This window comes from Hoeflea marina, from assembly GCF_003182275.1.
Lineage (GTDB): Bacteria > Pseudomonadota > Alphaproteobacteria > Rhizobiales > Rhizobiaceae > Hoeflea > Hoeflea marina.
Map to the genome: position 1 here is coordinate 171272 of NZ_QGTR01000006.1, position 23595 is coordinate 194866.

Annotated in this window: 21 protein-coding genes; 8 read left to right on the plus strand and 13 right to left on the minus strand. The window is 64.9% G+C overall.

What is annotated here, in order from left to right; genetic code table 11:
* Positions 1-35: 35 nt before the first annotated feature.
* Positions 36-1010, minus strand: a complete 975-nt coding sequence (gene trxB / locus DFR52_RS20810) for a thioredoxin-disulfide reductase (protein ID WP_110033946.1) — start codon at positions 1008-1010, stop codon at positions 36-38.
* A gap of 292 nt (positions 1011-1302) precedes the next feature.
* On the opposite strand from trxB, the gene DFR52_RS20815 reads away from it, so the two are divergent.
* The gene (locus DFR52_RS20815) at positions 1303-1773 is read left to right on the plus strand and encodes an Lrp/AsnC family transcriptional regulator (protein WP_110033947.1); all 471 of its coding nucleotides are present in this window, start codon (positions 1303-1305) and stop codon (positions 1771-1773) included.
* Positions 1774-1854: 81 nt separating this feature from the next.
* Here the strand turns inward: DFR52_RS20815 and DFR52_RS20820 are convergent, their stop codons facing one another.
* From DFR52_RS20820 to DFR52_RS20835, 3 genes are all read right to left on the minus strand, one after another.
* Positions 1855-2934, minus strand: coding sequence for a glycosyltransferase family 4 protein (locus tag DFR52_RS20820; RefSeq protein ID WP_110034120.1), 1080 nt, complete (start codon positions 2932-2934; stop codon positions 1855-1857).
* A gap of 17 nt (positions 2935-2951) precedes the next feature.
* Positions 2952-3428: a transcription elongation factor GreA gene (gene greA, locus DFR52_RS20825; protein WP_110033948.1), complete on the minus strand. Its 477-nt coding sequence runs from the start codon at positions 3426-3428 to the stop codon at positions 2952-2954.
* A gap of 863 nt (positions 3429-4291) precedes the next feature.
* Positions 4292-5137: a hypothetical protein gene (locus DFR52_RS20835; RefSeq protein WP_146215640.1), complete on the minus strand. Its 846-nt coding sequence runs from the start codon at positions 5135-5137 to the stop codon at positions 4292-4294.
* 417 nt (positions 5138-5554) lie between these two features.
* Between DFR52_RS20835 and DFR52_RS20845 the strand changes: the two genes are divergently transcribed.
* Complete coding sequence (locus DFR52_RS20845; RefSeq protein WP_110033952.1) at positions 5555-5980, plus strand: CopD family protein; 426 nt, start codon at positions 5555-5557, stop codon at positions 5978-5980.
* Positions 5981-6074: 94 nt separating this feature from the next.
* On the opposite strand, the gene DFR52_RS20850 is transcribed toward DFR52_RS20845, so the two are convergent.
* From DFR52_RS20850 to DFR52_RS20870, 5 genes are all read right to left on the minus strand, one after another.
* Positions 6075-6353, minus strand: coding sequence for a type II toxin-antitoxin system HicB family antitoxin (locus tag DFR52_RS20850; protein ID WP_110033953.1), 279 nt, complete (start codon positions 6351-6353; stop codon positions 6075-6077).
* A gap of 3 nt (positions 6354-6356) precedes the next feature.
* The gene (locus DFR52_RS20855) at positions 6357-6551 is read right to left on the minus strand and encodes a type II toxin-antitoxin system HicA family toxin (RefSeq protein ID WP_110033954.1); all 195 of its coding nucleotides are present in this window, start codon (positions 6549-6551) and stop codon (positions 6357-6359) included.
* A 12-nt stretch (positions 6552-6563) separates the two neighbouring features.
* The gene (gene carB, locus DFR52_RS20860; RefSeq protein ID WP_110034122.1) at positions 6564-10055 is read right to left on the minus strand and encodes a carbamoyl-phosphate synthase large subunit; all 3492 of its coding nucleotides are present in this window, start codon (positions 10053-10055) and stop codon (positions 6564-6566) included.
* Between the two features lie 450 nt (positions 10056-10505).
* Positions 10506-10832: a YnfA family protein gene (locus DFR52_RS20865; protein ID WP_110033955.1), complete on the minus strand. Its 327-nt coding sequence runs from the start codon at positions 10830-10832 to the stop codon at positions 10506-10508.
* Between the two features lie 78 nt (positions 10833-10910).
* Positions 10911-11255, minus strand: a complete 345-nt coding sequence (locus DFR52_RS20870; RefSeq protein ID WP_110033956.1) for an ArsR/SmtB family transcription factor — start codon at positions 11253-11255, stop codon at positions 10911-10913.
* 192 nt (positions 11256-11447) lie between these two features.
* Here DFR52_RS20870 and DFR52_RS20875 point away from each other — a divergent pair, with 192 nt between their 5' ends.
* Positions 11448-12626 (plus strand): MFS transporter, encoded by a 1179-nt coding sequence (locus DFR52_RS20875; RefSeq protein ID WP_110033957.1) that lies wholly within the window; start codon positions 11448-11450, stop codon positions 12624-12626.
* 70 nt (positions 12627-12696) lie between these two features.
* Here the strand turns inward: DFR52_RS20875 and DFR52_RS20880 are convergent, their stop codons facing one another.
* Positions 12697-13071, minus strand: coding sequence for a hypothetical protein (locus DFR52_RS20880; protein ID WP_210205880.1), 375 nt, complete (start codon positions 13069-13071; stop codon positions 12697-12699).
* A 222-nt stretch (positions 13072-13293) separates the two neighbouring features.
* On the opposite strand from DFR52_RS20880, the gene ypfJ reads away from it, so the two are divergent.
* Both ypfJ and DFR52_RS20890 read left to right on the plus strand, forming a co-directional pair.
* Positions 13294-14211, plus strand: a complete 918-nt coding sequence (ypfJ, locus tag DFR52_RS20885; RefSeq protein WP_110033959.1) for a KPN_02809 family neutral zinc metallopeptidase — start codon at positions 13294-13296, stop codon at positions 14209-14211.
* A 369-nt stretch (positions 14212-14580) separates the two neighbouring features.
* On the plus strand, positions 14581-16527 hold the full coding sequence (locus DFR52_RS20890; protein WP_158285009.1) for a methyl-accepting chemotaxis protein: 1947 nt from the start codon (positions 14581-14583) through the stop codon (positions 16525-16527).
* Between the two features lie 117 nt (positions 16528-16644).
* Here DFR52_RS20890 and DFR52_RS20895 read toward each other — a convergent pair whose 3' ends face one another.
* Positions 16645-17649, minus strand: coding sequence for an aldo/keto reductase (locus DFR52_RS20895; RefSeq protein WP_110033961.1), 1005 nt, complete (start codon positions 17647-17649; stop codon positions 16645-16647).
* A gap of 117 nt (positions 17650-17766) precedes the next feature.
* Between DFR52_RS20895 and DFR52_RS20900 the strand changes: the two genes are divergently transcribed.
* Positions 17767-18672 (plus strand): LysR family transcriptional regulator, encoded by a 906-nt coding sequence (locus DFR52_RS20900; RefSeq protein ID WP_110033962.1) that lies wholly within the window; start codon positions 17767-17769, stop codon positions 18670-18672.
* Positions 18673-18687: 15 nt separating this feature from the next.
* Here DFR52_RS20900 and DFR52_RS20905 read toward each other — a convergent pair whose 3' ends face one another.
* Together DFR52_RS20905 and DFR52_RS20910 are read right to left on the minus strand one after the other, a co-directional pair.
* On the minus strand, positions 18688-20073 hold the full coding sequence (locus tag DFR52_RS20905; protein WP_110033963.1) for a mechanosensitive ion channel family protein: 1386 nt from the start codon (positions 20071-20073) through the stop codon (positions 18688-18690).
* Positions 20074-20167: 94 nt separating this feature from the next.
* On the minus strand, positions 20168-20782 hold the full coding sequence (locus DFR52_RS20910; protein WP_110033964.1) for a TetR/AcrR family transcriptional regulator: 615 nt from the start codon (positions 20780-20782) through the stop codon (positions 20168-20170).
* Positions 20783-20958: 176 nt separating this feature from the next.
* Between DFR52_RS20910 and DFR52_RS20915 the strand changes: the two genes are divergently transcribed.
* Both DFR52_RS20915 and DFR52_RS20920 read left to right on the plus strand, forming a co-directional pair.
* Entirely contained in the window at positions 20959-21927 is a 969-nt protein-coding gene (locus DFR52_RS20915) for an alpha/beta hydrolase family protein (protein ID WP_110033965.1), read from the plus strand.
* Between the two features lie 234 nt (positions 21928-22161).
* Entirely contained in the window at positions 22162-23565 is a 1404-nt protein-coding gene (locus DFR52_RS20920; RefSeq protein WP_110033966.1) for an MATE family efflux transporter, read from the plus strand.
* Positions 23566-23595 lie beyond the last annotated feature (30 nt).

Consider the following 23595-nt stretch of genomic DNA (forward strand, 5'->3'; position numbering starts at 1 on the left):
GTTGCTCCGGTTGGCTTTTTCCCGCAGTCATGCGCCTATTCGGCTGCCTGCGAATGACCGACAAATGCGGTCAAATAGCGTTCAGCCTCCAGTGCGGCCATGCAGCCCATGCCCGCCGCCGTCACCGCCTGCCGGTAGATGTCGTCGGTGACGTCGCCGGCGGCGAAGACGCCGGGAACGTCCGTCGCCGTCGAATCGGGTGCGGTCCAGAGATAGCCGTTCGGCTTGTGCTTGAGCTTGCCGGTGAACAGGCTGACCGCCGGCGCGTGGCCGATGGCGACAAAGACGCCGTCGATCGGCCTGTCGGTCTCCTCGCCGGTGACGCGATTTCTCAACCGGACCGCGTTGACGGTCGACGGCATCGGGCCGACCGGCGGCGCGCCGTGGAATTCGGTCACCTCGGTGTTCCAGATGATCTCGACATTCGGCCTTGAAAACAGGCGCTCCTGCAGGATCTTCTCCGACCGCAGCGTGTCGCGGCGATGCACGAGCGTCACCTTGGCTGCCAGATTGGACAGATAGAGCGCCTCCTCGACGGCCGAATTGCCGCCGCCGACGACGATGACCTCCTTGCCGCGGTAGAAGAAGCCGTCGCAGGTGGCGCAGGCGGAGACGCCGAAGCCCATGAACTTCTTCTCGCTCTCGATGCCGAGCCACTTGGCCTGAGCGCCGGTGGCAATGATCAGTGCGTCGCAGATCCAGGTGGCGCCGGAATCGGTGCGCACGGTGAAGGGCCGGCTGGCGATATCCACCTCGGTGACCAGATCACTGACGATTTCGGTGCCGACATGCTGGGCCTGCTTGAGCATCTGCTCCATCATCCAGGGGCCCTGCACCGGTTCGGCGTAGCCCGGGTAGTTTTCCACGTCGGTGGTGATCATCAACTGCCCGCCCTGTTCCATGCCGGCGATGAGCACCGGCTTGAGCATGGCGCGCGCGGCATAGATGGCCGCGGTGTAGCCGGCGGGGCCGGAGCCGATGATGAGGACGGGGACGTGGCGGGTGGTCATGGTCGATATCCTGATGGCGGCGCGGGCGGTCCAGCCTGGCTGGTGCCAGTCTGGTCGAATCTTGACTCCCCCGCAATGAGAAGAACCGGGGATAAGCGTTTCATGCTCACCGGTCCACGGGCTCATGCCTATTTAGGAGTTCCTTTCCCGATGTTTCAAGCTTGCAGTGGCTTTGCACACAACTGTTGGTGTCCGCCTCCTGCCTGCGACTGGACAAATCCGGGTGGCCGCGCAATAAAGTTTCGTGTATGAGGCCATTGTGATGCCTCGGACCGTTTCTTGCGAGGCATCCATGGCCATAAAGGCCGAACTTGACGCAATCGATATCCGGATTCTGCGCGAATTGCAGAACGAGGGCCGCATCACCAATGTGGAGCTGTCGAGCCGGGTCGGCATTTCGGCGCCGCCGTGCCTGCGACGGGTGCGCAAGCTGGAGGAGGCGGGCATCATTGGCGGCTACCGCGCCATGCTCAACGCACCGGCACTCGGCTTCGACCTCGTCGCTTTCTGCATGGTCGGCCTCAAGCACCAGTCGGATGCCGGCATCAAGGCCTTTGCCGCGCAGGCCCGCGAGTGGCCGATCGTGCGCGAGGCCTGGATGGTGTCGGGCGAATCCGACTTCCTGCTGCACTGCGTGGCACGGAACCTCACGCATTTCCAGGATTTCGTCATCGAGCAGCTGACCGCCGCCGACAATGTCGACACGGTCCGGACCATGCTGACCATCCGCAAGGTGAAGCAGGAGGGCATGGTGGATATCTGACGGGGCTTCGTGTCGGGCGGCAGTTCGACCTGCCGGCTTCCGGAGACAGCCACGGCCTTCCGGCGAGGACGCAAACGCTCGTCAGTGCTGCCGCAGCAGGCCGGCATAGACGGCATTGACGGCTTCGGCTTCCACCTCGATGGCAAAGCGTGACCGGACCGTCTCGAGCGCGCCGGCGCCGAGCTCGGCGATGGCCTGCCCGCGCTCAAGCACGCGGGCGATCGCGGCCGTGAGTCCGGCGCCGTCGTCGGTCGCGCAGATCTCGCCATTGACGCCTGGAACGATCATGTCGGCATAGGCCCCGGCGGTCGTCGCCACGGCCGGCACGCCGCAGGCCATCGCCTCGAGCGGGGTCAACCCGAAACCCTCGTTGCGCGAGGGTGCGACATAGAGATCGATGGCCCGGTACCAGGGCAGGATGTCGGGCACCTCGCCGAGCAGCACAATCCGGTCGCCCAGCCCGGCTCCGGCGATCTTCTCGCGCAGGCCGGCGGCGAAGCCCGCATGCTCCGACGTCACCCGTCCGGCGATGACGGCCATCCAGTCGGGATGGGCGGGCAGCAGCGCGATCATCGCCTCGACGAACAGATCGGTGCCCTTCTGGTGGCGCACCCGGCCGAAGCAGCCGATGAGCCGCGTCCTGTCGGAGACGGCGCCGGGAAGGTCGACCGCGCGGCGCGCGGCCGGCTTGTCGGCGGCGGGTCGGAATTTCGCGGTGTCGATGCCGTGCATGATGACGGTGTGGGGGACCTTGAGATAGCGGGCGCTGCCGCTGCCGGTGGCGATCACCCGGTCCATGCGGCCGATCAGAAAACGGGTGAAGCCCTTGTGATGGCGCTGGGCCGCCGAGGTGAAGACCAGTTTCAGCGGCATGCGCAGCAGATCGCGCATGATGACGCCGGGCAGCATCTCGGTGTTGCGGCGCGCATGCCAGATGCGGACGCCGCCGCCGCGGGGTCGCTGCCACAGCCGCCACAGATCGCGCAGGCGCAGGCGCGGCAGCCCGGCGGGCAGGCCGGGTCCGACGACGGCGATGCGCGCTCCAAGGCGCGCCTGGGCGGGTACCAGCTGGATGATCGTCGATGTCACGCCCGACAGCCGTCGCTTGAAATTGGGCGCGATGACGTCGATTTCACCGGGATCGATGAAGCAGGCGGCCATGCGCGGACCGGACGGCATCAACCCCAGCGGATTTCGAGTATTTCGTAGGCCTTGGAGCCGCCTGGAGCGACGACTTCGACGCTGTCGCCGACGGCCTTGCCGATCAGCGCCCGGGCGATGGGCGACGAGATCGAGATGCGGCCGAGCTTGACGTCGGCTTCCTGGTCGCCGACGATCTGGTAGACCTTCTCGGCTTCCGTGTCCTCGTCGACCAGCTTGACGGTGGCGCCGAACTTGATGCTGTCGCCCGACAGCTTCGACGGGTCGATGATCTCGGCGCGGCCGACATAGTCCTCGAGCTCGCCGATCCGGCCCTCGTTGTGGCTCTGGGCTTCCTTGGCGGCATGGTATTCGGCATTCTCGGACAGGTCGCCATGGGCGCGGGCTTCGGAAATCGCCTCGATGATCCGCTGACGTTCGGTCTGCTGGCGAAAGCGCAGTTCCTCCACCAATTTGGTGTAGCCGGGCTGGGTCATGGGTACTTTTTCGACCATTTCACTGTCCTTCAGATCTGTGCCGCGCCAGCTTTTGTCTGCGCCAACACAAAATAAAAACGCCCCCGGAGACCGAACTCCGGGACCGTCAATCACTTCGATGGCTCCCATCATAGCAGAGTTGCGATTGAAAAAGCCAGATTTTTCGCGACCACCGGCAGCCGCCCCTGCTTTCTTGGGGGTCATGATCGGGTGATTGGCGCCGGTCCGGCGGCACCGGACCCATCGGCCCGAAAACCGGGCGGAGCTGGGGCGGCGTCCGGGTTTTCGGATAAACGCTATGAGCCAAGATGCGATCCGTACCTAGGGATGGAAGTGAAGCCGATAGAATCCGGGAGCCTAAACTCAATTGCATATGTGAAAATTCAATTTTCCAGAAATTCTGGAATAATAATATAAAAACTATAGACTAATGTCGGTAGTTTCCAACAAGGAAGTTTGACATGTTGAAGAAAATTTCTGTGTTTTTAACTTATGTTGGGTTGTCATGTCTCGTCTTGTACACGTCTACCGTTCTCGAGGCGGGAGCCGAAACGAGATACGGAAAAGTCGAAAAGACAATAATGAAGGGTGAGCAAGCCAGAATACAAATCATGTACTCCATACGCGCATCCAATTGCCATGCTGACAGGATACCACCGAAGCCGAAGATCGTCAGGGCACCAAAGTTGGGAACGCTGACTTTCAGTTCCGGCAGGAGCGCTCCATATCAATGTCCGAATATCGAGATCAACGTCAACTTCGCCGACTATAAGTCGGACGGGGCTCCGGGAGTGGACCGATTTAGGATCAGGTGGATTGCGTCAGGGGGAGTCGTGTTTGACCGGAGCTATGTCATCAACATCAGATGATGTGGACAGATGTCAGTTCGCCACATTTGTGCAGGCTGTGATCGTGCGCCCTCCGTCTCCCAGAAGAAGCCGCATGCTGTTCGGACTGTTTGATGTGATCGCGAGTCTTGCGCGAATGCTCCGGCACCCGAGCCTGGAGCTTCCGGTGCGAAGGAAAAAGCTCGTCGTCCAAGTGTCCCATGTGGGAATTCCGAGAAAACCGATCATCCGAAGCGTCCTCGCCCGCGACTTGGCGTGTGCAGCCAGGGAAGGAATGGTCTGGGCAATCACAGGCGCCGTTGCTGCCCGGGCGCCGATGCCGGTCCTGTAGGTGACCATCCACAGTTTCGCCGGGTGATGGCGGATCAGAAAGTCTTGGGCCCAGACATCTTCAGATACGTTCATATCCCGAAATGCAAACACGCGGCCAAGGCTACGATTGGTGGCGAAGCTCTCGTTGCGAACCCGCCCGCCGACGGCGAGAATTTTTTCAATTTCTGCCGGGCTTACATAGCCTCCGGAAAGCAATCTAGCTGACACGGTGACCGGACCAAGTTCAGCGATGACGACAGGCTCGGTCGCGGACTTGATGAGTTCTGCGATCGCGCGAAGGCGCTCGATGTCGGCGGACTTCTCCGCACGCTTGTTCAAGACGGTGGTGTAGCGCTCATCCGGCCCGCGCAAACGGCGCCAGAGGCCGCCGCCGAGTGCAGGCAACCGACGCTCAAGGTTCCTGTGTATCTGGGCTGTTGTCGAATTTCCGTTCCCAAGGATCGATACGACGCCAATGACCCTCAGACATCCGGCGAGTTCCAACTGTCGATAGGCATGCATGCTTATGCTGTCATCAATTTCGCCGTCGATTGTGAGATCGGTCACGAGCAAAACGGGCTGCTCCCGATCAACACATTGTGGATCTTGTCCAAAATAATGATCCGATAGGTCTCCCGCCAGCGACGGAGCTGCCAGGATAAATATGCAGAATATTGCACATGAACACGCGTTCATTTTTCACGGGTCCTCAATATTCAGAATATTCTACGATAATAACGGAAAAATGAAAATGACGGGCAATGCGAATTCTGGCTTGTTGTTTCTTCACCTATACGATAGGTTTTCGGATTTTTTAGAGTTCTCCGCTGCAATTGAGATGTGATCGACAGCGATTGTGGCAATGCTTGCGGGGCGATGGGTTGCGCGCAATCAGCGGTGGTTTTGGATGGTGATTGATTCCCACAGCCTGACGGTGCAATGAGAGCAAACCGCGCTAGATGCCCGATCCGATAGAGGCTAACCATGGACACCTATCTCTGGCTCAAGGCAGCCCATATCGCATCCGTCGTCGCCTGGATCGGCGGCATGCTGCTGCTTGGCGTCGTCCACCGACTGATCGCGACCGGCGCGATGACCGAAGAGCGGCTGCTGCTGATCCGGCAGGCACTGAAATGGGACCACCGGGTCAGCCAGCCGGCGCTCGGCGGCGTCTGGCTGTTCGGCATCGCCGTCGCCGCGATGGGCCACTGGTTCTCCTCGCCCTGGCTGATGGCGAAGCTCGCGATCGTCATCTTCCTCTCGGCGCTGCACGGCATCCAGGCGGGCCGGCTCAGGCGCTTCGCCAACGATCCGGCCCGGGTGCCGCCGGCGTTCCTGAGGCATTCCGCCGCCATCACCATCGCCTGCATGATCGCCATCGTCGTGCTGGTGGTGACCAAGCCGTTCTGAAGCTGGCGGCGGTAAGTGGGGGAAGTGGGGAGCTTGCCCGACCGCCGGCAACGGACCCGCGGTCCGACCGCCCCTCATGCCGGGGGCCGTGCTCTCACGCCGCGTCGGCTATCCCTGGCGCGGGCATGACGGCGGCGACCACGGCGTCAGCGGATTGCTCCAGAAACACCGGATCCAGCCGCAAAGCGTCGAGCGTGCGCGGCGCCGGACGGTGGCCGCTCCAGTCCTCGAAGGCAAAACCCAGGGCGACCGATGCCTCGCGCATCGCCTCGTCAAGTGTGTCGGCGACTGCGGTAACTCCCGGAACATCGGGAAAGGATACACCGTAGCCGCTGTCGGACTGCTTGTGGATGAGGGCGATGTAATAAGCCATGGTCTAGTCCTTGGGCCAGTTTGCCTGCGCGTAGATCGAGCGCACGGTTCCAACGGGGATGTCCTTGCGCGGATGCGTGACAATCACGATCCTGCCGTCCGAGTGGCGCCGGAACTTGTGGTGAGATCCGCGTGTCGAGACCAGCACGAAACCATCAGACGTCCGACGTTTGATGATATCGCGGCTGTCTCTCAGCATCAACTCACCCCATCACGCCGCCGGAAAGTAACTCTGCAGCGGATGGACCTCGAGATTGCCGGCCTTGAGCGCGGCAATCGCCCGGGCGGCGGAATGGGCGCCGGCCATGGTGGTGAAATAGGGCACCTTCTGCATCAGCGCGGCGCGGCGCAGTGACTTCGAATCCGAGATCGTCTTGGCGCCCTCGGTGGTGTTGATCACCATCTGGACCTGGCGATTGCGGATGGCGTCCTCGACATGCGGCCGGCCCTCAAGCACCTTGTTGACGCGCTCCACGTCGAAGCCCTTGTCCTTGAGGAAGTCTGCGGTGCCCGACGTCGCCATGATGCGGAAGCCGTCGGCGGCGAGAATTCGCACCGCGTCGAGCACGCGCGGCTTGTCCTCGTCGCGCACCGAGACGAAGACGGTGCCCGAGCGCGGCAGATCGACGCCGGCGCCGAGCTGCGCCTTGGCGAAAGCCAGCGCGTAGTCGCGGTCAAGTCCCATGACCTCGCCGGTGGAGCGCATTTCCGGTCCGAGCAGCGTGTCGACGCCGGGGAAGCGGGCAAAGGGAAAGACCGCTTCCTTGACGGCGATGTGCTTGAGCGTGCGGTGGTTGGGCGTGGCGCCATAGGCGGCGAAGGCGGTTTCCAGGCTCTCGCCCGCCATCACCCGGGCTGCGACCTTGGCGATCGGGGCGCCGACGGTCTTGGCGACGAAGGGCACGGTGCGCGAGGCGCGCGGATTGACCTCGAGCACATAGATGACATCGTCCTTGATGGCGAACTGCACGTTCATCAGGCCGACGACCTTGAGCGCATGCGCCATGGCCACCGTCTGCGCCTCGAGCCGGTCGATCATCGCGTCCGACAGCGTGTAGGCCGGCAGCGAGCAGGCGGAATCGCCCGAATGGATGCCGGCTTCCTCGATGTGCTCCATGATGCCTGCGATGTGCACCGACTTGCCGTCGCAGAGGCCGTCGACATCCACCTCGATGGCATTGGACAGGTAGCTGTCAAACAGCAGCGGATTGGTGCCGAGCAGGGTGTTGATCTGGCCGGTCTTGTCGTTGGGATAGCGCGCCTTGATCTCTTCGGGCACCAGTTCCGGCACGGTGCCGAGCAGGTAGTTCGACAGGTTGGTCTCGTCGCGGATGATCTGCATGGCGCGGCCGCCGAGCACATAGGAGGGCCGGACCACCAGCGGGAAACCGATCTCGGCGGCGACCAGGCGCGACTGCTCAACCGAATAGGCAATGCCGTTGCGCGGCTGGATCAGGTCGAGCCTGGTCAGGAGCTTCTGGAAGCGGTCGCGGTCCTCGGCCAGATCGATGGCGTCGGGCGCTGTGCCGAGAATGGGAATGCCGGCCTTTTCCAGCGCGTCGGCGAGCTTGAGCGGCGTCTGCCCGCCGAACTGGACGATGACGCCCAGAAGTTCGCCCTTTTCCTGCTCCTTGTGCAGGATCTCGAGCACGTCCTCGGCCGTCAGCGATTCGAAATACAGCCGGTCGGAGGTGTCGTAGTCGGTGGACACGGTTTCCGGGTTGCAATTGATCATGATCGATTCGTAGCCGGCATCCTTGAGCGCGAAGGCGGCATGGCAGCAGCAATAGTCGAACTCGATGCCCTGGCCGATGCGGTTCGGGCCTCCGCCGAGAATGACAACCTTCTTGCGGTCGGAGACCTGCGCTTCGCAGGCGGGTGCGCCGATGAAGGGCGTCTCGTAGGTCGAGTACATGTAGGCGGTGGGCGAGGCGAACTCGGCCGCGCAGGTGTCGATGCGCTTGTAGACCGGATGCACGTCGAGGCCCTGGCGCAGTCGCGCCACGTCGGTGGAGCGGGTGCCGGTGAGGCTGCCCAGCCGTGCGTCGGAGAAGCCCATCGCCTTGATGGCGCGCAGGTTCTCGGGATCCTGGGGCAGTCCGTGCTCGCGGATGCGGGCTTCCATGGTCAGGATGGCCTCGATCTGGGCCAGGAACCAGGGGTCGATCCTGCAGATGGAATGGACCTCGACGGCGCTCATGCCAAGCCGCATCGCCTGGGCCACCATGCGCAGCCGGTCGGGGGTGGGCACGCCGATGGCGGCCTTGATGGCGTTCTCGTCGTCGCCTTCGCCCAGACCCGGAATCTCGATCTCGTCGAGGCCGGTCAGCCCGGTCTCGAGGCCGCGCAGCGCCTTCTGCAGGCTTTCGGCGAAGGTGCGGCCGATGGCCATCACCTCGCCCACCGATTTCATCGCAGTGGTCAGCGTCGGCTCGGCGCCGGGAAACTTCTCGAAGGCAAACCGCGGAATCTTGGTGACGACGTAATCGATCGACGGCTCGAAGGAGGCTGGCGTGGCCCCACCCGTGATGTCGTTGTCGAGCTCGTCGAGCGTGTAGCCGACGGCAAGCTTGGCGGCGACGCGGGCGATGGGGAAGCCGGTGGCCTTGGAGGCAAGCGCCGAGGAGCGCGAGACGCGCGGGTTCATCTCGATGACGACGAGGCGGCCGTTTGCCGGATTGACGGCGAACTGCACGTTGGAGCCGCCGGTCTCCACACCGATCTCGCGCAGCACCGCGATGGATGCGTTGCGCATGACCTGGTATTCCTTGTCGGTCAGAGTCAGCGCCGGGGCGACGGTGATCGAATCGCCGGTGTGCACGCCCATCGGGTCGATGTTCTCGATCGAGCAGATGATGATGCAGTTGTCGGCGGTGTCGCGCACCACCTCCATCTCGTATTCCTTCCAGCCGAGCACCGATTCCTCGATCAGCACTTCGGTGGTCGGCGAGGCGTCGAGCCCGCTTTCGATGATGTCGTAGAATTCCGAGCGGTTGTAGGCGATGCCGCCGCCGGTGCCGCCCATGGTGAAGGAGGGGCGGATGATGGCGGGGAGGCCGATCTGGTCGAGCGCCTGGGCGGCCATGGCGATGGCATGGCTCATATAGCGCTGCTTGCGGTCGGATTCGCCGAGATTCCAGGTGTTTTCCAGGGCGTCGAGCGCCGTGTCGAGCTCCGGCCCGGACAGCTCGGCGCGAAGCTTCTGCCGCTCGGCCTCGTGAGTCTTGCGGTCGGTGTCCTTGATGTCGGTGGCGTTGGCGAGGAAGGAGCGCGGCGTCTCGAGCCCGATGCGGGTCATCGCCTCGCGGAACAGCGCCCGGTCCTCGGCCATGTCGATGGCTTCCGGCTTGGCGCCGATCATCTCGACATCGTAGCGCTCAAGCACGCCCATGCGGCGGAGCGACAGCGCCGTGTTGAGCGCGGTCTGGCCGCCCATGGTCGGCAGCAGCGCGTCGGGACGTTCCTTGGCGATGATCTTGGCCACCACTTCCGGGGTGATCGGCTCGATGTAGGTGGCGTCGGCCAGTCCCGGGTCGGTCATGATGGTGGCCGGGTTGGAATTGACCAGGATGACCCGGTAGCCTTCTTCCTTCAGGGCCTTGCATGCCTGGGTGCCGGAATAGTCGAACTCGCAGGCCTGCCCGATGACGATCGGTCCAGCACCGATGATGAGGATCGACTTGATATCAGTGCGTTTGGGCATGGTCCGGTCCATTTCGTGCGGTTTGCGCAAAAAATCCCCCGTCGGGAATCCCACACGGGATTCGGAGGCGGGAGAGGCCATGCGCACAATCTGAGGCTAGACGCGGCTTATAGGGAAATGTTGGCCACGGCGAAACCCCTAAAGCGGGTTGTCAAAGGGAAAGTGCGGGCAACCGCGGATGCTGCGGGACGGAGATCCGAAACGCCGGGTCGTGCGCGCGTGCCGAGGAGCCTCGTTCCATCACCCCGCCTATCGACCGGGAGATCGAACGCTGAGTTGATCGGCGTTGGGGGCAGTATTCTGCTCGGGCTATGACTCGACGGACGACGCCTCCCTTCACTCTCATCCCGGGCGGCCGCGAAGCGCCCTCGAAGGGCGAGCGCGAATCCCTATCTGTCGCAGCGACAAGTCCGCGCCATCTGTCGCAGCGACAAGTCCGCGCCGACGATCTCAGCCTGCGCGCGGCGCCCACAGGATGATGCCCGCGCCGACGAGGCAGAGGCCGGCGCCGAGCCCGTCCCACGGATCGGGACGGTGCCCCTCCACCAGCCAGAGCCACAGCAGCGAGGCGGCAATGTAGATGCCGCCATAGGCCGCATAGGCGCGCCCGGCATGGTCGGCGGGGCTGAGCGCCAGCAGCCATGCGAAGGCGGCGAGCGACATGAGGCCGGGTGCCAGCCACAGCGCGGAATGGCCCAGCCTCAGCCACGCCCAAAAGGCGAAACACCCGGCAATCTCGGCCAGCGCCGCGGCAAAATAGATCGGATAGACCAGCATTTGTCCGGGTTACGATCTGGCGGTTGCGGCGTCAACCGGATGCCGCTCGATCATCCCGGGCCGGTCAGGGCGCCATGATCACTGAAGACCGCAACCTTCCGGCCCGAAAGGAGAGGGCAGCGCAATGGCATTGGCGATGATGGCGTCGAGCACGCCCGGAAAGCGGCTGTCGATGTCGGCGCGACGCAGGCTGATCAGCCGCCTGGTGCCGCTCGGTTCGACATGGACGATGCCGGCCTCGCGCATCCTGGCGATATGATAGGTGAGGTTGGATTTCGATGTCAGTTCGCGAAAGTCGGCGCAGCAAAGGGCGGTGCCGGTGCTGCGGGCGAGATCGCCGAGAATGGCCAGGCGGATCGGGTCGCCGAGCGCCGCGAGAATTGTCGTCAGGTCGATGTCTTCTACGGCGGGATGGTCGAGCATGACGCAAAGCTAAGCAATTTGTCGCCCGTTGCAAGGCCGCGCCGGCCTCGCGCTCCGAATCCGCGCCTGCGCGAGGGCCTGCACCGCTGGCCGGGGCATGGATGCTGCAGTGCGGAAGAAAACCGGATCGCGGGCCTTGCAATGAGTCACGACGGCGCTTAGTTCAATGTTTATTGAACAAAGGATTTTCCCGTGGACAAGCGTCTCTTCCTTCTCGGCCTTGGCGCCTTCTGCGTCAGCACTGTCGCCTTCGTCTTTGCCGGCGTGCTGCCGCTGATCTCGCAGAGCACCGGAATCCCGATCGCCAATGTGGGCGCGCTCGTGGCCGTCTATTCGCTCTCCTATGCGATCGGCACCCCGATCCTGTCGGCGATGGCCGGCACCTACAACCGCCGCAGCGTGCTGCTGATCGGCATGGCGGCCTTCGTGTTGGGAAACCTGATGATCGCGGCGAGCGCCACGGTGCCGCTCTTGTTCCTGGCGCAGATGGGCACGGGCATGGCCGCCGGCCTGTTTGCCGCCACGGCCCAGGCCATCGCTGTGCAACTGGCCGGACCGGAGCATCGCGCCAAGGCGATTTCGGTGGTCGTTGGGGGCACCACCTTCGCGGTGGCTCTGGGCGCTCCGCTTGGCACCTTCTTCGCGCATATGCTGGGCTGGCGCGAGACCTTCGTCGGCATCGGCCTGGTGGGACTCCTCTGCGTGGCGGCTCTCAGGCTCTGGCTGCCCGACAATCTTGCCGGCTCCCGCCTCAGCCTCGGCAGCAGGCTCGGCGTCATCCGGCGACCCGGCGTGCTGCGCGCGATCTCCGTCACCTTCCTCTATCTCGCCGGCGGCTTCTCGCTGATTTCCTATCTCGGGCCGCTTGCCATCGAGGGCGTCGGCCTGCCGCAGGACATCCTGCCGGTGGTGATGCTGGCCTATGGCGTTGGCGCCATCGCCGGCAACTACACCAGCGGACGGCTGGCCGACGACCTTGGCGCCAGGCGCGTGGTGGTGACGGCGATCATGTCCTCAATCCTGCTGGCCGTCGTGATGTCCTGCGTCGCGCGCTTCGTGCCGGATGCGATCGCCGGCCCGCTGCTCATCGCCCTGATGCTGATCTGGGGATTCGTCGGCTGGATCTTTCCGCCGGCGCAGACGAGCCGGCTGGTCGCCCTGGCCCCTGATGTTGCCCATCTGACGCTGGCGCTCAACGGTTCGGCGATCTATCTCGGCATCGCGACTGGCACCTTTGTCGGCGGCCGGGTGCTGGCCCTGGCTTCGGTCAACGAACTGGGCCTGGTCGGCGCCGGCTTCGCCCTGCTCGCGCTGGGCCTGGTCGTCACCGACCGCGCCGGTGCGCGCCGGCTTGCCGGACAGCAGGCTTGAGCGCCGTCGCCTCCTTGACCAGCCGGTCGTCCGGTCCCCGGCCCGGCCATGGCTGGCGATCTCCAGTCCGTCACTGCGGCTTGAGCGACAGCAGATACTCGACCACGTCGGCCTTTTCATTCTCGAACAGCCGGTAGGTGGTCATCGGAAAGTGATCTTCCCTGAAGAATCGCTCGAAATAGGCCCGGTCGCGGCCAGGGCGCAGGACGATGCGCTCATAGGGCAGCGCCATGTCGGCATCGGGCCGGTCGCGGGCGCGAAGATGGCAACCTCGGCACCAGTCTTCGACCACCTGCCGCCCACGCCCGGCGGCGGCCGTGTCAAACGCCTCAGCGCCGCCGGCGGGCGCCGGCAAGGCCGGTGCGAGCAGGACCGCGGCGAGCGCCGCGGCGCGGAGATGCGGGGTGGCAAGGGCATTCAGGACTGCAAGAGACTGTGGGTTCACGGCGACCTCCATCGTTGCCTTCAGTCTGCGCGGCAATCGGATACCGCACCCTGATCCTGATCAAACCGGCCGGATCTCCGCGCGAGGGAACTGGTTGGGGCCCGGCGATATTGCCCCGGGCTACGGGATTGGCTTGCGTCGGGATATTCCACCATGCTTGATATGAACCGAATGGCGTCCCGGGCATTGAACGGGACCGGCTGGATGAAGGAGCATTGCGTCATGGACTGGAAGGGCCGTCGCCAGAGCGACAATATCGAGGATCGGCGCGGCCAGGGTGGTGGGCGCGGCAATCCGTTCGGCCGCGGCGGCATAAGGCTTCCCACCGGGGGCGGCGGGATGCGCGCCTCGGGCGGCGGGCTCAAGACCATCATCTTCCTCGTGCTGCTGTTCGTCGTGCTTCGCGCCTGCGGCATCGATCCGACCGCCTTGCTCGAAGGCGTGGCGCCGGGCGGATCGGGTTCCGTCACCGAGAGCCGGACCGCGCCGACATCGGCCCGGCAGGACGAGATGAAGCAGTTCGTCGCCACTGTCCTGGCAGAGACCGAGGACACATGGACAGGCATCATGAAATCCGAGGGGCTGGATTATCCGCAGCCGACGCTCGTGCTGTTCACCGGGTCGGTGGCGTCGGCCTGCGGCAACGCCAGTTCTGCGTCCGGACCATTCTACTGCCCCGCCGATTCCAAGGTCTATCTCGACCTCGATTTCTACAACGAGCTGTCGGACCGTTTCGGGGCTTCCGGTGATTTCGCCCAGGCCTATGTACTCGCCCACGAAGTGGGCCATCATGTGCAGAACCTGATCGGCGTGCTGCCCGAATTCAACCGTCAACGCCAGGCGATGAACCAGAGCGAGGAGAACCAGATGTCCGTGCGGGTCGAGCTGCAGGCCGACTGCTTCGCCGGGATCTGGGGGCATTATACCGAGCAGAAGGGCATCCTCGAGACAGGAGACCTGGAAGAGGCGCTCAACGCCGCCCAGCAGATCGGCGACGACGCGCTGCAGCGCTCGACCCAGGGCTATGTGGTGCCCGACAGCTTCAACCACGGCACCTCGGCGCAGCGCGTCAAATGGTTCAAGCGCGGGTTTGACACCGGCCGTCTGGATTCCTGCGACACGTTCAACGACCCGGTCTGATCCTTCAAGGACGAAATGCATCCGGCACGGGCCGCATCATCGGATGCGGCCCGTTTTCGTTGCGCCGCAGCGGCAGGCCGAAGCGGAAAGCCAGTCCAGTCTCTGTCCTGGGCCTGCCTGGCGCCTTGGCAATCGGCCACAGGCAACGCCTCCGCGGCGCGGTCGGTCTCGTGCCGAGGTGGTTTCTCGCCTGTTTCCTTTTCCTGTTTCTTAAGTATTGGAATTTTAGATATTGGCTATGGACCCGGATGAGACAGGGTCCGCTGCTCTCAACACACCACCTGTCGGCCAGACGCGCTCTGGCGGAAATGGGCTTCAACTTCCCGCATGAGGCTGCGAGTTGAAACAATAGGCCGGGATCATACGGGAATGCACTCTACCAAATTCAAAGTCGGCGCCAAGTTCGCAGCCACCTTCGCACTGCTCATCGGTCTGTTCCTGGCCGTCGCCGGAACGACCTTCTTCAGCCTGCGCACAATCGAGACCGCCAGTGCTTGGAACACCCATACCTACGAGGTCCTGGGCAGCTCAAATGAACTGATGCTCTCCGTCATCAACCAGGAAACCGGGCTGAGAGGATACCTGATTTCAGCCAACGAGAACTTCCTCGAGCCTTACACCAAAGGCCTTGCCAGGTTCGACGAGACCCTGAAGACCCTGCTTGACCTTACCTCGGACAATGCCGAGCAGCAGGCGCGGCTGAAGCTGATCCAAGAACTGCACAATGAATGGCGAACGACGATTGCCGAACGCGAAATCACCATGATGAAGGACCCCGCCACAGTGGAAGAGGCGCGGGCTCTGGCAAGCGCCGGCGTCGCCAAGGGGATCATGGACAAGTTGCGCGCGGCGCATGCGGAATTCGAATCTGCCGAAAGCGGGCTGCTGGGTACCCGCAGCGCCATGCGCGCCGATGCCATCAACTTCTCCCAGATGGCCATCCTGGCTGGTATCGCGGCCATTCTGGTCCTCGGCCCGCTTCTGGCCTATATGCTCACCCGTCACATCGGCGGCGCCGTCTCCTCGCTCACACGGGTTATGGCGGTGCTCGCTTCCGGCAAGAACGACGTGGAGATTCCTTACCGCGATCGCGGTGACGAAATCGGCGAGATGTCCGCCTCCATCGTCATGTTCCGTGATGCGGCCCTCGACAAGGAGCGCATGGAGCGCGAAGCCAACGAGAACCGCAGCCTGAGCGAACGCGAACAGGCCGAGCGCGAGGCCACCAAAGCGGCGGAGGCCCGAAGCCTCGCCGCTGCCATCGAGGCGCTGGCAACCGGCCTGCAGCACCTGTCCGACGGCAACCTGACCATCCGCCTCGACACGCCCTTCGCCGGGGAGCTCGACCGCCTGCGCACGGACTTCAACAGCTCGGTCGAGAAACTCGCCGATACGCTGTCGGACGTGAAGGTCAACATCCACTCGATCCATGCCAATGCCGGCGAAATGCGTTCGGCGGTCGAGGACCTGTCGCGCCGCACCGAGCAGCAGGCGGCGGCGCTCGAGGAAACCTCGGCCGCGCTCGAAGAAATCACCGCCACGGTGAAGAGCTCTTCCGACCGGGCGCAGGAAGCCAGCGACAAGGCATCCGAGGCCAACAGGGCCGGCAGTGCTTCGGCCCTCATCGTCGCCGACGCCGTCGGCGCCATGAGCCGCATCGAGAGCGCCTCCGGCGAGATCGCCAAGATCATCGGCGTGATCGACGAGATCGCCTTCCAGACCAACCTGCTGGCGCTGAATGCCGGGGTCGAGGCGGCGCGCGCCGGCGAGGCGGGCCGCGGCTTTGCCGTGGTCGCGCAGGAAGTGCGCGAGCTTGCTCAACGGTCCGCCACGGCGGCCAAGGAGATCAAGACCCTGATCGGCAAGTCGAGTTCCGAAGTCGAAAGCGGCGTCAGCCTGGTGAAGGCCACCGGCGAAGCGCTGGGCAAGATCGCGGCGCATGTCGTCGATATCAATGCGCATATCGAATCGATCGCGACGGCCGCCCGGGAGCAGGCGAGCGGGCTGCAGGAGGTCAACTCGGCCGTCAGCCAGATGGATCAGGTGACGCAGCAGAACGCGGCGATGGTGGAAGAAACCACCGCCGTCACGCATCGCCTGGCCAACGAGGCCGACAGCCTCAATGCCCTTGTGTCACGCTTCACCACCGAGGGATCCTCCGCTCCGGCCCGCCCTCAGTCGCGGACCGCGCCATCTGCGGCTGTGTCGGGATCGATGCCCCGGACATCACCGGCCAAGGCCATGGTCAACAAGGTGCGGCAGGCGTTTTCCAGCAACGGATCGGCCGCGGTTGACCAGAACTGGTCCGATTTCTGACAGCCTGACGGGTCTTCACCGATACCGGCCGGGAGCCTCAGGGCTCCCGGCCTTTTTGTCTCTGCGGGTCGCCGCGAACGAACCGCCCGGCGGACGGCGACCTCTGGTCGGGGCGGCTCAGCGGCCGCTGCGCTTCTCGCTGTCGAGATGGGCCATCTGCGCCTCGGCGTAGCGAGCACCCGCGGCAGCGTCCTTCGGAACCGCCCGCTCGATCGCCGCCAGGTCTTCCGGCGCGAGCGTCGCTTCCATGCCGCCGATGGCTTCAGCAAGCCGGTCGGGGCGGCGGGCGCCGATCACGGGGAAGATGTCCTCGCCCTGCGCTGCCACCCAGGCGATTGCTGCCTGGGCGGTGGTCATGCCGCGGGATTCGGCAACACGGCCCAGTGCTGCACCCAGGGCGAGATTGCGATCGGCGTTTTCGCCCTGGAAACGCGGCGAGTGGACCCGGTAATCGCCTGCGGCGGCAGTCGATGGCTTCCAGTGGCCGCCAAGCAGGCCGCGCGACAGCACGCCGTAGGCGGTGATTGCGATGCCCAATTCCCGGCAGGTGTCGAGGATCTCGTCCTCGATGCCGCGGGAGAGCAGCGAATACTCGATCTGCAGGTCGACGATCGGATGCACCGCGGCGGCACGGCGGATTGTGTCGGCGCCCACTTCCGACAGGCCGATGTGGCGGACATGACCGGCCTCGACCATCTCGGCGATGGCGCCGATCGTGTCCTCGATCGGCACATCGGAATCGAGCCGGGCCGGGCGGTAGATGTCGACATGGTCGGTCTCGAGCCGCTTGAGCGTGTAGGCAAGCGCCGTCTTGACCGCCACCGGACGGCCGTCAAAGCCGATGAAATTGCCCGCCGGGTCGCGCAGCGCACCGAACTTCACGCTGAGCAACGCCTGGTCGCGTCTGCCGTCCTTCAGCGCCTCGGCGATCAGCAACTCGTTATGGCCCATGTCGTAGAAGTCGCCGGTGTCGATCAGGTTTATGCCGGCTTCGAGCGCTGCGTGGATGGTGGCGATGCTCTCGGTCCGGTCGGCGGGGCCATAGACGTTGGACATGCCCATGCAGCCGAGGCCGAGGCGGGTGGTGAGGGGGCCGGTGCGGCCGAGTTGAAGCTGTTTCATTGTGTCGTCTCCATTGTGGCTGCCGCGGACCTGCGGCAGCGATGAAGGGGATGTAATGCCGATTGCTTTGTGCGATAATCCCAAGCAATCGAAACAGGCTGTTTGGAATTTTGCACAATGGCTGATCTGCCTCTTGCCGAACTGGATGCCTTCGCCACCGTCGCCCGGCTGCGGAGCTTTCGCGCCGCGGGCAAGCTGCGTCGCGTCTCTGCCTCCTCGCTCAGCGAGGCCATGCGGCGGCTGGAGACGCGGCTCGAGGTCCGCCTGCTCAACCGCACCACCCGCAGCGTCACGGTCACCGACGCCGGCCGGCGGCTGCTGGAACGGCTGGCGCCGCTTCTGGGCGAGATCGAGACGGCGCTCGACGACATCAACGACTTCCGCGACCGCCCGGCGGGCCGGCTGCGGCTCAATGTGCCCAGCATCGTGGCGCGCTGCATCCTGCCCGACATCGCCTGCCGGTTTCTCGCGCTCTATCCGGACATCACGCTCGAGGTTGCGACCGAGGATGCCTATATCGATGTGGTGGGTGAAGGCTACGATGCCGGCATCCGCTACGAGGAGGAACTGCAGCAGGACATGATCGCGCTGCCGCTGGGTCCGCGTCGACAAAGGTATGTAACGGTGGCCTCGCCTGCCTATCTGGAGCGATGCGGCACGCCGACACATCCCCGTGACCTGGTCGATCATCACGGTATCCAGCACCGGTTTGCCAGCGGGCGGCTGGCGGCATGGTCGTTCGAGCGTGACGGCGAAACCATCTCGGTCAGCCCCAAGGCGCGGCTGATTGCCGGGTCACTCGACATGGAACAGGCGGCAGTGATCGCCGGACTGGGCATCACGCTGACCTTCGAAGAGATGGTGGGCGAGGCGCTGGCCAGCGGTCAACTCGTCGAAATCCTGCCGGACTGGTCGGACAGCTTCTCCGGTCCGTTCCTCTACTATCACGGCCGCAAATACATGCCGGCGGCGCTGCGCGCCTTCGTCGATTTTGTTCGCAGGGACGGCGGCGGAGGGCCCTGACCGGCCGGGCGGCGGTCAGGCGCGGTCGGGCTTTGTCTTCGGAGCCGGCTTCCTCCGGACGGCCTTCGCGGGTGCCTGGGCCTCGCCGTGGGGGTCGGTCTTGAGCACCACCTCCACCGGCTTGCTCAGCACGATCTCGCGATGCGGGTAGGGGATCGAGACGCCGTTGCGCTTGAATGCGTCCCACAGCGCGAGCAGCACCTGGCCGCGCACATTGGTGAGGCCGGCCTGCGGATCGGAGATCCAGAAGCGAAGCTTGAACTCGAGCGAGGAGTGGGCAAAGCCGGTGAGCCAGCAGACTGCAGTCGGCGCATCGAGCACCCGGGCAACGGTGCCGGCCGCTTCGATCGCCAGCTTCGAGACCTGGTGCGGATCGGAATCATAGGCGACGCCGAACTCGACATCGAGGCGCACCAGCTTGTCGGTGAAGGACCAGTTGATCACCTGCTGGGTGATGAAGTCTTCGTTCGGGATCAGGTATTCGCGGCCGTCGCGGGTGATCACCGAGACGAAGCGGGCGCGCAGTTCCCGGATCCATCCGAACGTGTCGCCCAGTTCCACGGTGTCGCCCGGCTTGATCGAGCGGTCGACCAGGATGATCACGCCGGAGATGAAGTTGGACACCACCTTCTGCAGGCCGAAGCCCAGGCCGACGCCGACGGCGCCGGAGAAAACCGTCAGCGCGGTGAGATCGACGCCGGTCGACGACAGCGCCAGCACGCAGGCGATGGTGATCAGCCCGATGCGCACCATCTTGCCGGCCAGCACCTGGAAGGAGGGCGACAGGTCCTCCATGGTGGTGATGCGGGTCTCGAGAAAACTGCCGATCCAGCCCGCCACCCAGAGGAAGACTGCCGTGATGACGATGGTGCGCAGCAGGAACAAGAGCGACAGGCGGAAATCGCCGATGTCGACGGCGATGCTGTCAAGGATCACCGTGGTCTCGTCGCGCCAGCCGAGGATGCCGAGCGCGATGTAGGCGAAGATCGCCAACGCGATCAGCCGGGCGAAGGACTTGTTGCGGACGATGCGGGTGAGGACCGCTGTGGCGAGCCAGGTCGCCCCGAGCGCCAGCGCCACGGACAACAGGTAGGTTCGCGACGGCCAGGTGGTCTCGAGCAGGACTTCGCGCACCGCTGCGAGCAGGAGCAGGAAGACGATCCATTCGCTCCGCCGCATGAACGCGACGATGATGCGCAGCAGCCCCGGCTTGCCCTTGATCCGGCGCGCGCGGGCTTCGAGCGCCGGCTCGACGCGGCGCGAGACCAGCCAGCCGACGAGGAAACAGACGGCAATGATCAGCAGTTGGTAGAGCGTCCAGCGCTGGGACAGGTAGATGCCGACCGTGTGGCTCAAATTGTTGAGCACGAGCGGCCATTTGGACAGGTCAATGGGTTCCATGGCCCATTATGGAATGCGCCGCACGCTTTGCAACGGAATGTTTGGGGCCGGACGCCGTCGCTCCCCGCGGCTGTGTCCGGCCCCGGGCCGGGCGTCAGCGATCCGGCATCTTCGCTCTGGAAGCCGCGCCCAGGCGCAGGCCGTCGATGAGGAGATCGACCATGCTGCCGGCATGGGCTGCGCCGTCCGCGCCCGTTGCGGAGGAGAGATTGCCGATGGCCCGCAGCAGGTCGTAGGGCGCGACATCGCCGCGGATCTCGCCTTCAGCGGCGGCCGCCTGCATCAGTCCGGTCAGCACCGGCTCGAAATTGGCCCGGAAATAGGCCGGCAGCGCCTCGAAGGCGGGATCGCCGGAATGCAGCGCCGCCGCAAGGCCGCGCTTGGTGGCGATGAACCGGGTGTAGCGCCGGAGCCAGCGCACCAGCGCCTCGGCGGGCGGATGCTCGGCGGAGAGTCTTGCCGCTTCGGCGGCACAGGCGTCGACCTCGCGGCGGAAGACGGCGGCCACCAGATCGGACCGGTTGGGGAAGCGGCGATAGAGCGTGCCGACCCCGACCCCGGCGCGCGCCGCGATGTCGCGCACCGGCGCATCCACGCCGGTTTCGGCGAAGACCTGCCTGGCCGCTTCCAGCACCGCGTCCTCGTTGCGCTGCGCATCCGCGCGCAAATTGCGCTCGGGAAGGCTGTCTCCGTCCTCGCCGCGGGTCAAACGCGCGCTCCGCGCCGGCTGGATGACATTGTCCGGTCTCCCCTTGATAAATGGAACCTTGTTCCGTATATGGTTCCTGCAAGCGGAACGGCGATCCGCTTGCGTCGGATCACCGTTCCACTTTCATCCATATAGGCGCACCACGCCGGTGCCGCCACCGCAAACGAGGTCATCGCATGAACAACCTGATCAATGCCGCCCGCCACATTCCCGTCGGTCCGGCGGCAGTCACGATATCCATCAGTCCGGTGAGCCTGCCGGCTCCGGACCGCGGCCTGCCGCTGGAAATGCGGATCACGGCCCCCGCCGACGGCCACGACCTCCCCGTCATCCTCCTGTCCCATGGAGGCGGGCCGTCGTTCTATATCTCCTCCAAGGACGGTTACGGGCCGCTGGTCAATTTCTATGCGGAGCACGGCTTTGCCGTCATCCAGCCGACGCATGCCAGTTCACGCGTCGGCGGCCTGCCGTCGGATGCGCCCGGCGCGCCGCTGTTCTGGCGGTCGCGGGTCGCCGACATGACGCGCATTCTCGACCGGCTGGATGAGATCGAGGCGATGGTTCCGGCGATCGCCGGCCGCCTCGACCGCAGCCGCGTCGCGGTGGTGGGGCATTCGGCCGGCGGACAGACGGCCGGGATGCTGCTGGGCGCCGGGCTCACCGATCCCAAGGATGAGACCGCCCAGAATGTGCGCCTGATCGAGCCGCGCATCACCGCCGGCGTGTTGCTTGCCGCCCCCGGAAACGGCGGCGACAGCCTCACCGATTTTGTCCGCGAGACCTATTCCGCCCTCAACCCGGATTTCTCCACCATGACGACGCCGACATTGGTGGTCGCCGGCGACAGCGACGTCAACCCGCATCTGACCGTGCGCGGCGCCGACTGGCACACCGACCCCTACCACTGCGCCCCCGGAAGCACCGCTCTCCTAACCCTGGTCGACGGCAAGCACGGCCTTGGCGGCATTGCCGGTTACGACGCCAGGGAGACCGACGACGAGGATCCGGACCGCCTGGCGGTGACGCAGCGCATGAGCTGGGCCTATCTGCGCTCGGCGCTTTATCCCGGCGACGGCGCCTGGGCGGAGGCTTGCAGGGCGCTGGCGCTTCATGCCCCAGCGCTGGCCCGCGTCGAGAGCAAATAGGCAGAGCTGCGCGCGCCACGCCCCATGCCGGGAGATCGGTCGGCAGGGGAGATCGGCCGCTCCCGGGTGCGGAGACAGAGGTGTCCGCACCCATCAATATTTCTGAACGATCAGCCAGACTTTCTTCTGTGCGGGCGATAGTCCTTGCCTGTTTGCCGGCTTTCTTCTACCGGTTTCGGCATGCCGCTGGCCAGAGAACCTGGAAGCGGCTTTTTGCGTCCGGAGGTATGTGGCATGGCGATCGGGATCCAGTCAGACGTCACTGCGGCACGCGGCCAGTCCTGGCTCGGCCATGTCTGGGCGACGCTGGCGCTCGGCATGCCGCTGGTGGGTACCCAGATCGCCCAGATCGCCATCAACACCACCGACGTGGTGATGCTCGGCTGGTACGGCACCGAGCATCTTGCCGCCGGCGTGCTGGCGACGCAGGCATTCTTCTTCGTCTTCATCTTCGGCGCAGGCTTCACCCATGCGGTGGTACCGATGGCGGCACAGGCCGAGGGCAGGGGCGATTCCACCCAGTTGCGCCGCTCGGTGCGGATGGGGTTCTGGGTGGTCATCCTCTATTCGGCCCTTGTCATGCCGGTGATGTGGCAGATCGAGGCGATCCTCCTTATCCTGGGACAGAAGCCGGAACTGGCTGCACTGGCCGGCGATTACATGCATCTGGCGCAGTGGAGCATTCTGCCTGCACTGGCCACGCTTGTGTTCCGGGCCTTCTTCGCGGCGCAGTCGCGGGTGCAGATCGTCCTGTGGTCGGCGCTGGCCGGCACGCTGGCCAATGCCGTGCTCAACTATGCCTTCATCTTCGGCCATTTCGGCGCGCCGGAAATGGGCATCCGCGGCGCGGCCGTCGCCTCGCTCGGCTCCAGCATCGCCATTCTCGTCGTGCTGGTCGTCTGGACCTCCTGGGTGCCGCAGTTCCGCGCCCATCAGCTGTTCGTGCGCTTCTGGCGGCCCGACTGGCAGGCCTTCAACGATGTGGTGCGGATGGGCATTCCGATCGGGCTGATGATCATCGCCGAGGTGGGCCTGTTCCTGTCGGCCTCCGTGATGATGGGATGGCTCGGCACGGTGACGCTCGCCGCCCACGGCATCGCGCTGCAACTGGGTTCGATCGCCTTCATGGTGCCGCTCGGCATGGCCAGCGCCGCCACCGTGCGCGTCGGCCAGTTGCATGGCCGCGGCGACGATGCCGGCCTTGCCCGCGCCGCCCATGTGGTGCTGGCGATCTCCGGCGTGTTCGCGCTTGCCTCGGCGCTGCTGTTCTGGTTCCTGCCCTCCGAACTGGTCGGCCTGTTTCTCGACAACACCAAGCCCGAGGCGATGGAGGTGCTTGCAATGGCCGTGCCGCTGCTGGCCATCGCCGCCTGTTTCCAGTTCGTCGATTCCATGCAGGTGGTCGGCGCCGGGCTGTTGCGCGGCCTCAAGGACACGAGGGTCCCCATGCTGATTGCGGTGATCAGCTACTGGCTGGTGGGGCTGCCGGTGGCCTGGGGAATGGGCTTCGGCCTTGGCTTCGGCGCCAGGGGAGTCTGGTGGGGCCTGGCGCTCGGCCTCGGCGTCGCAGCAGTGTTGCTGAACTGGCGCTTCTTCCGCCGCGAGCGCTTCCTGCCGATCACGCAAAACGCCGCCTGACGGGGTCGGGCGGCGCTGTCTCATTGGCGG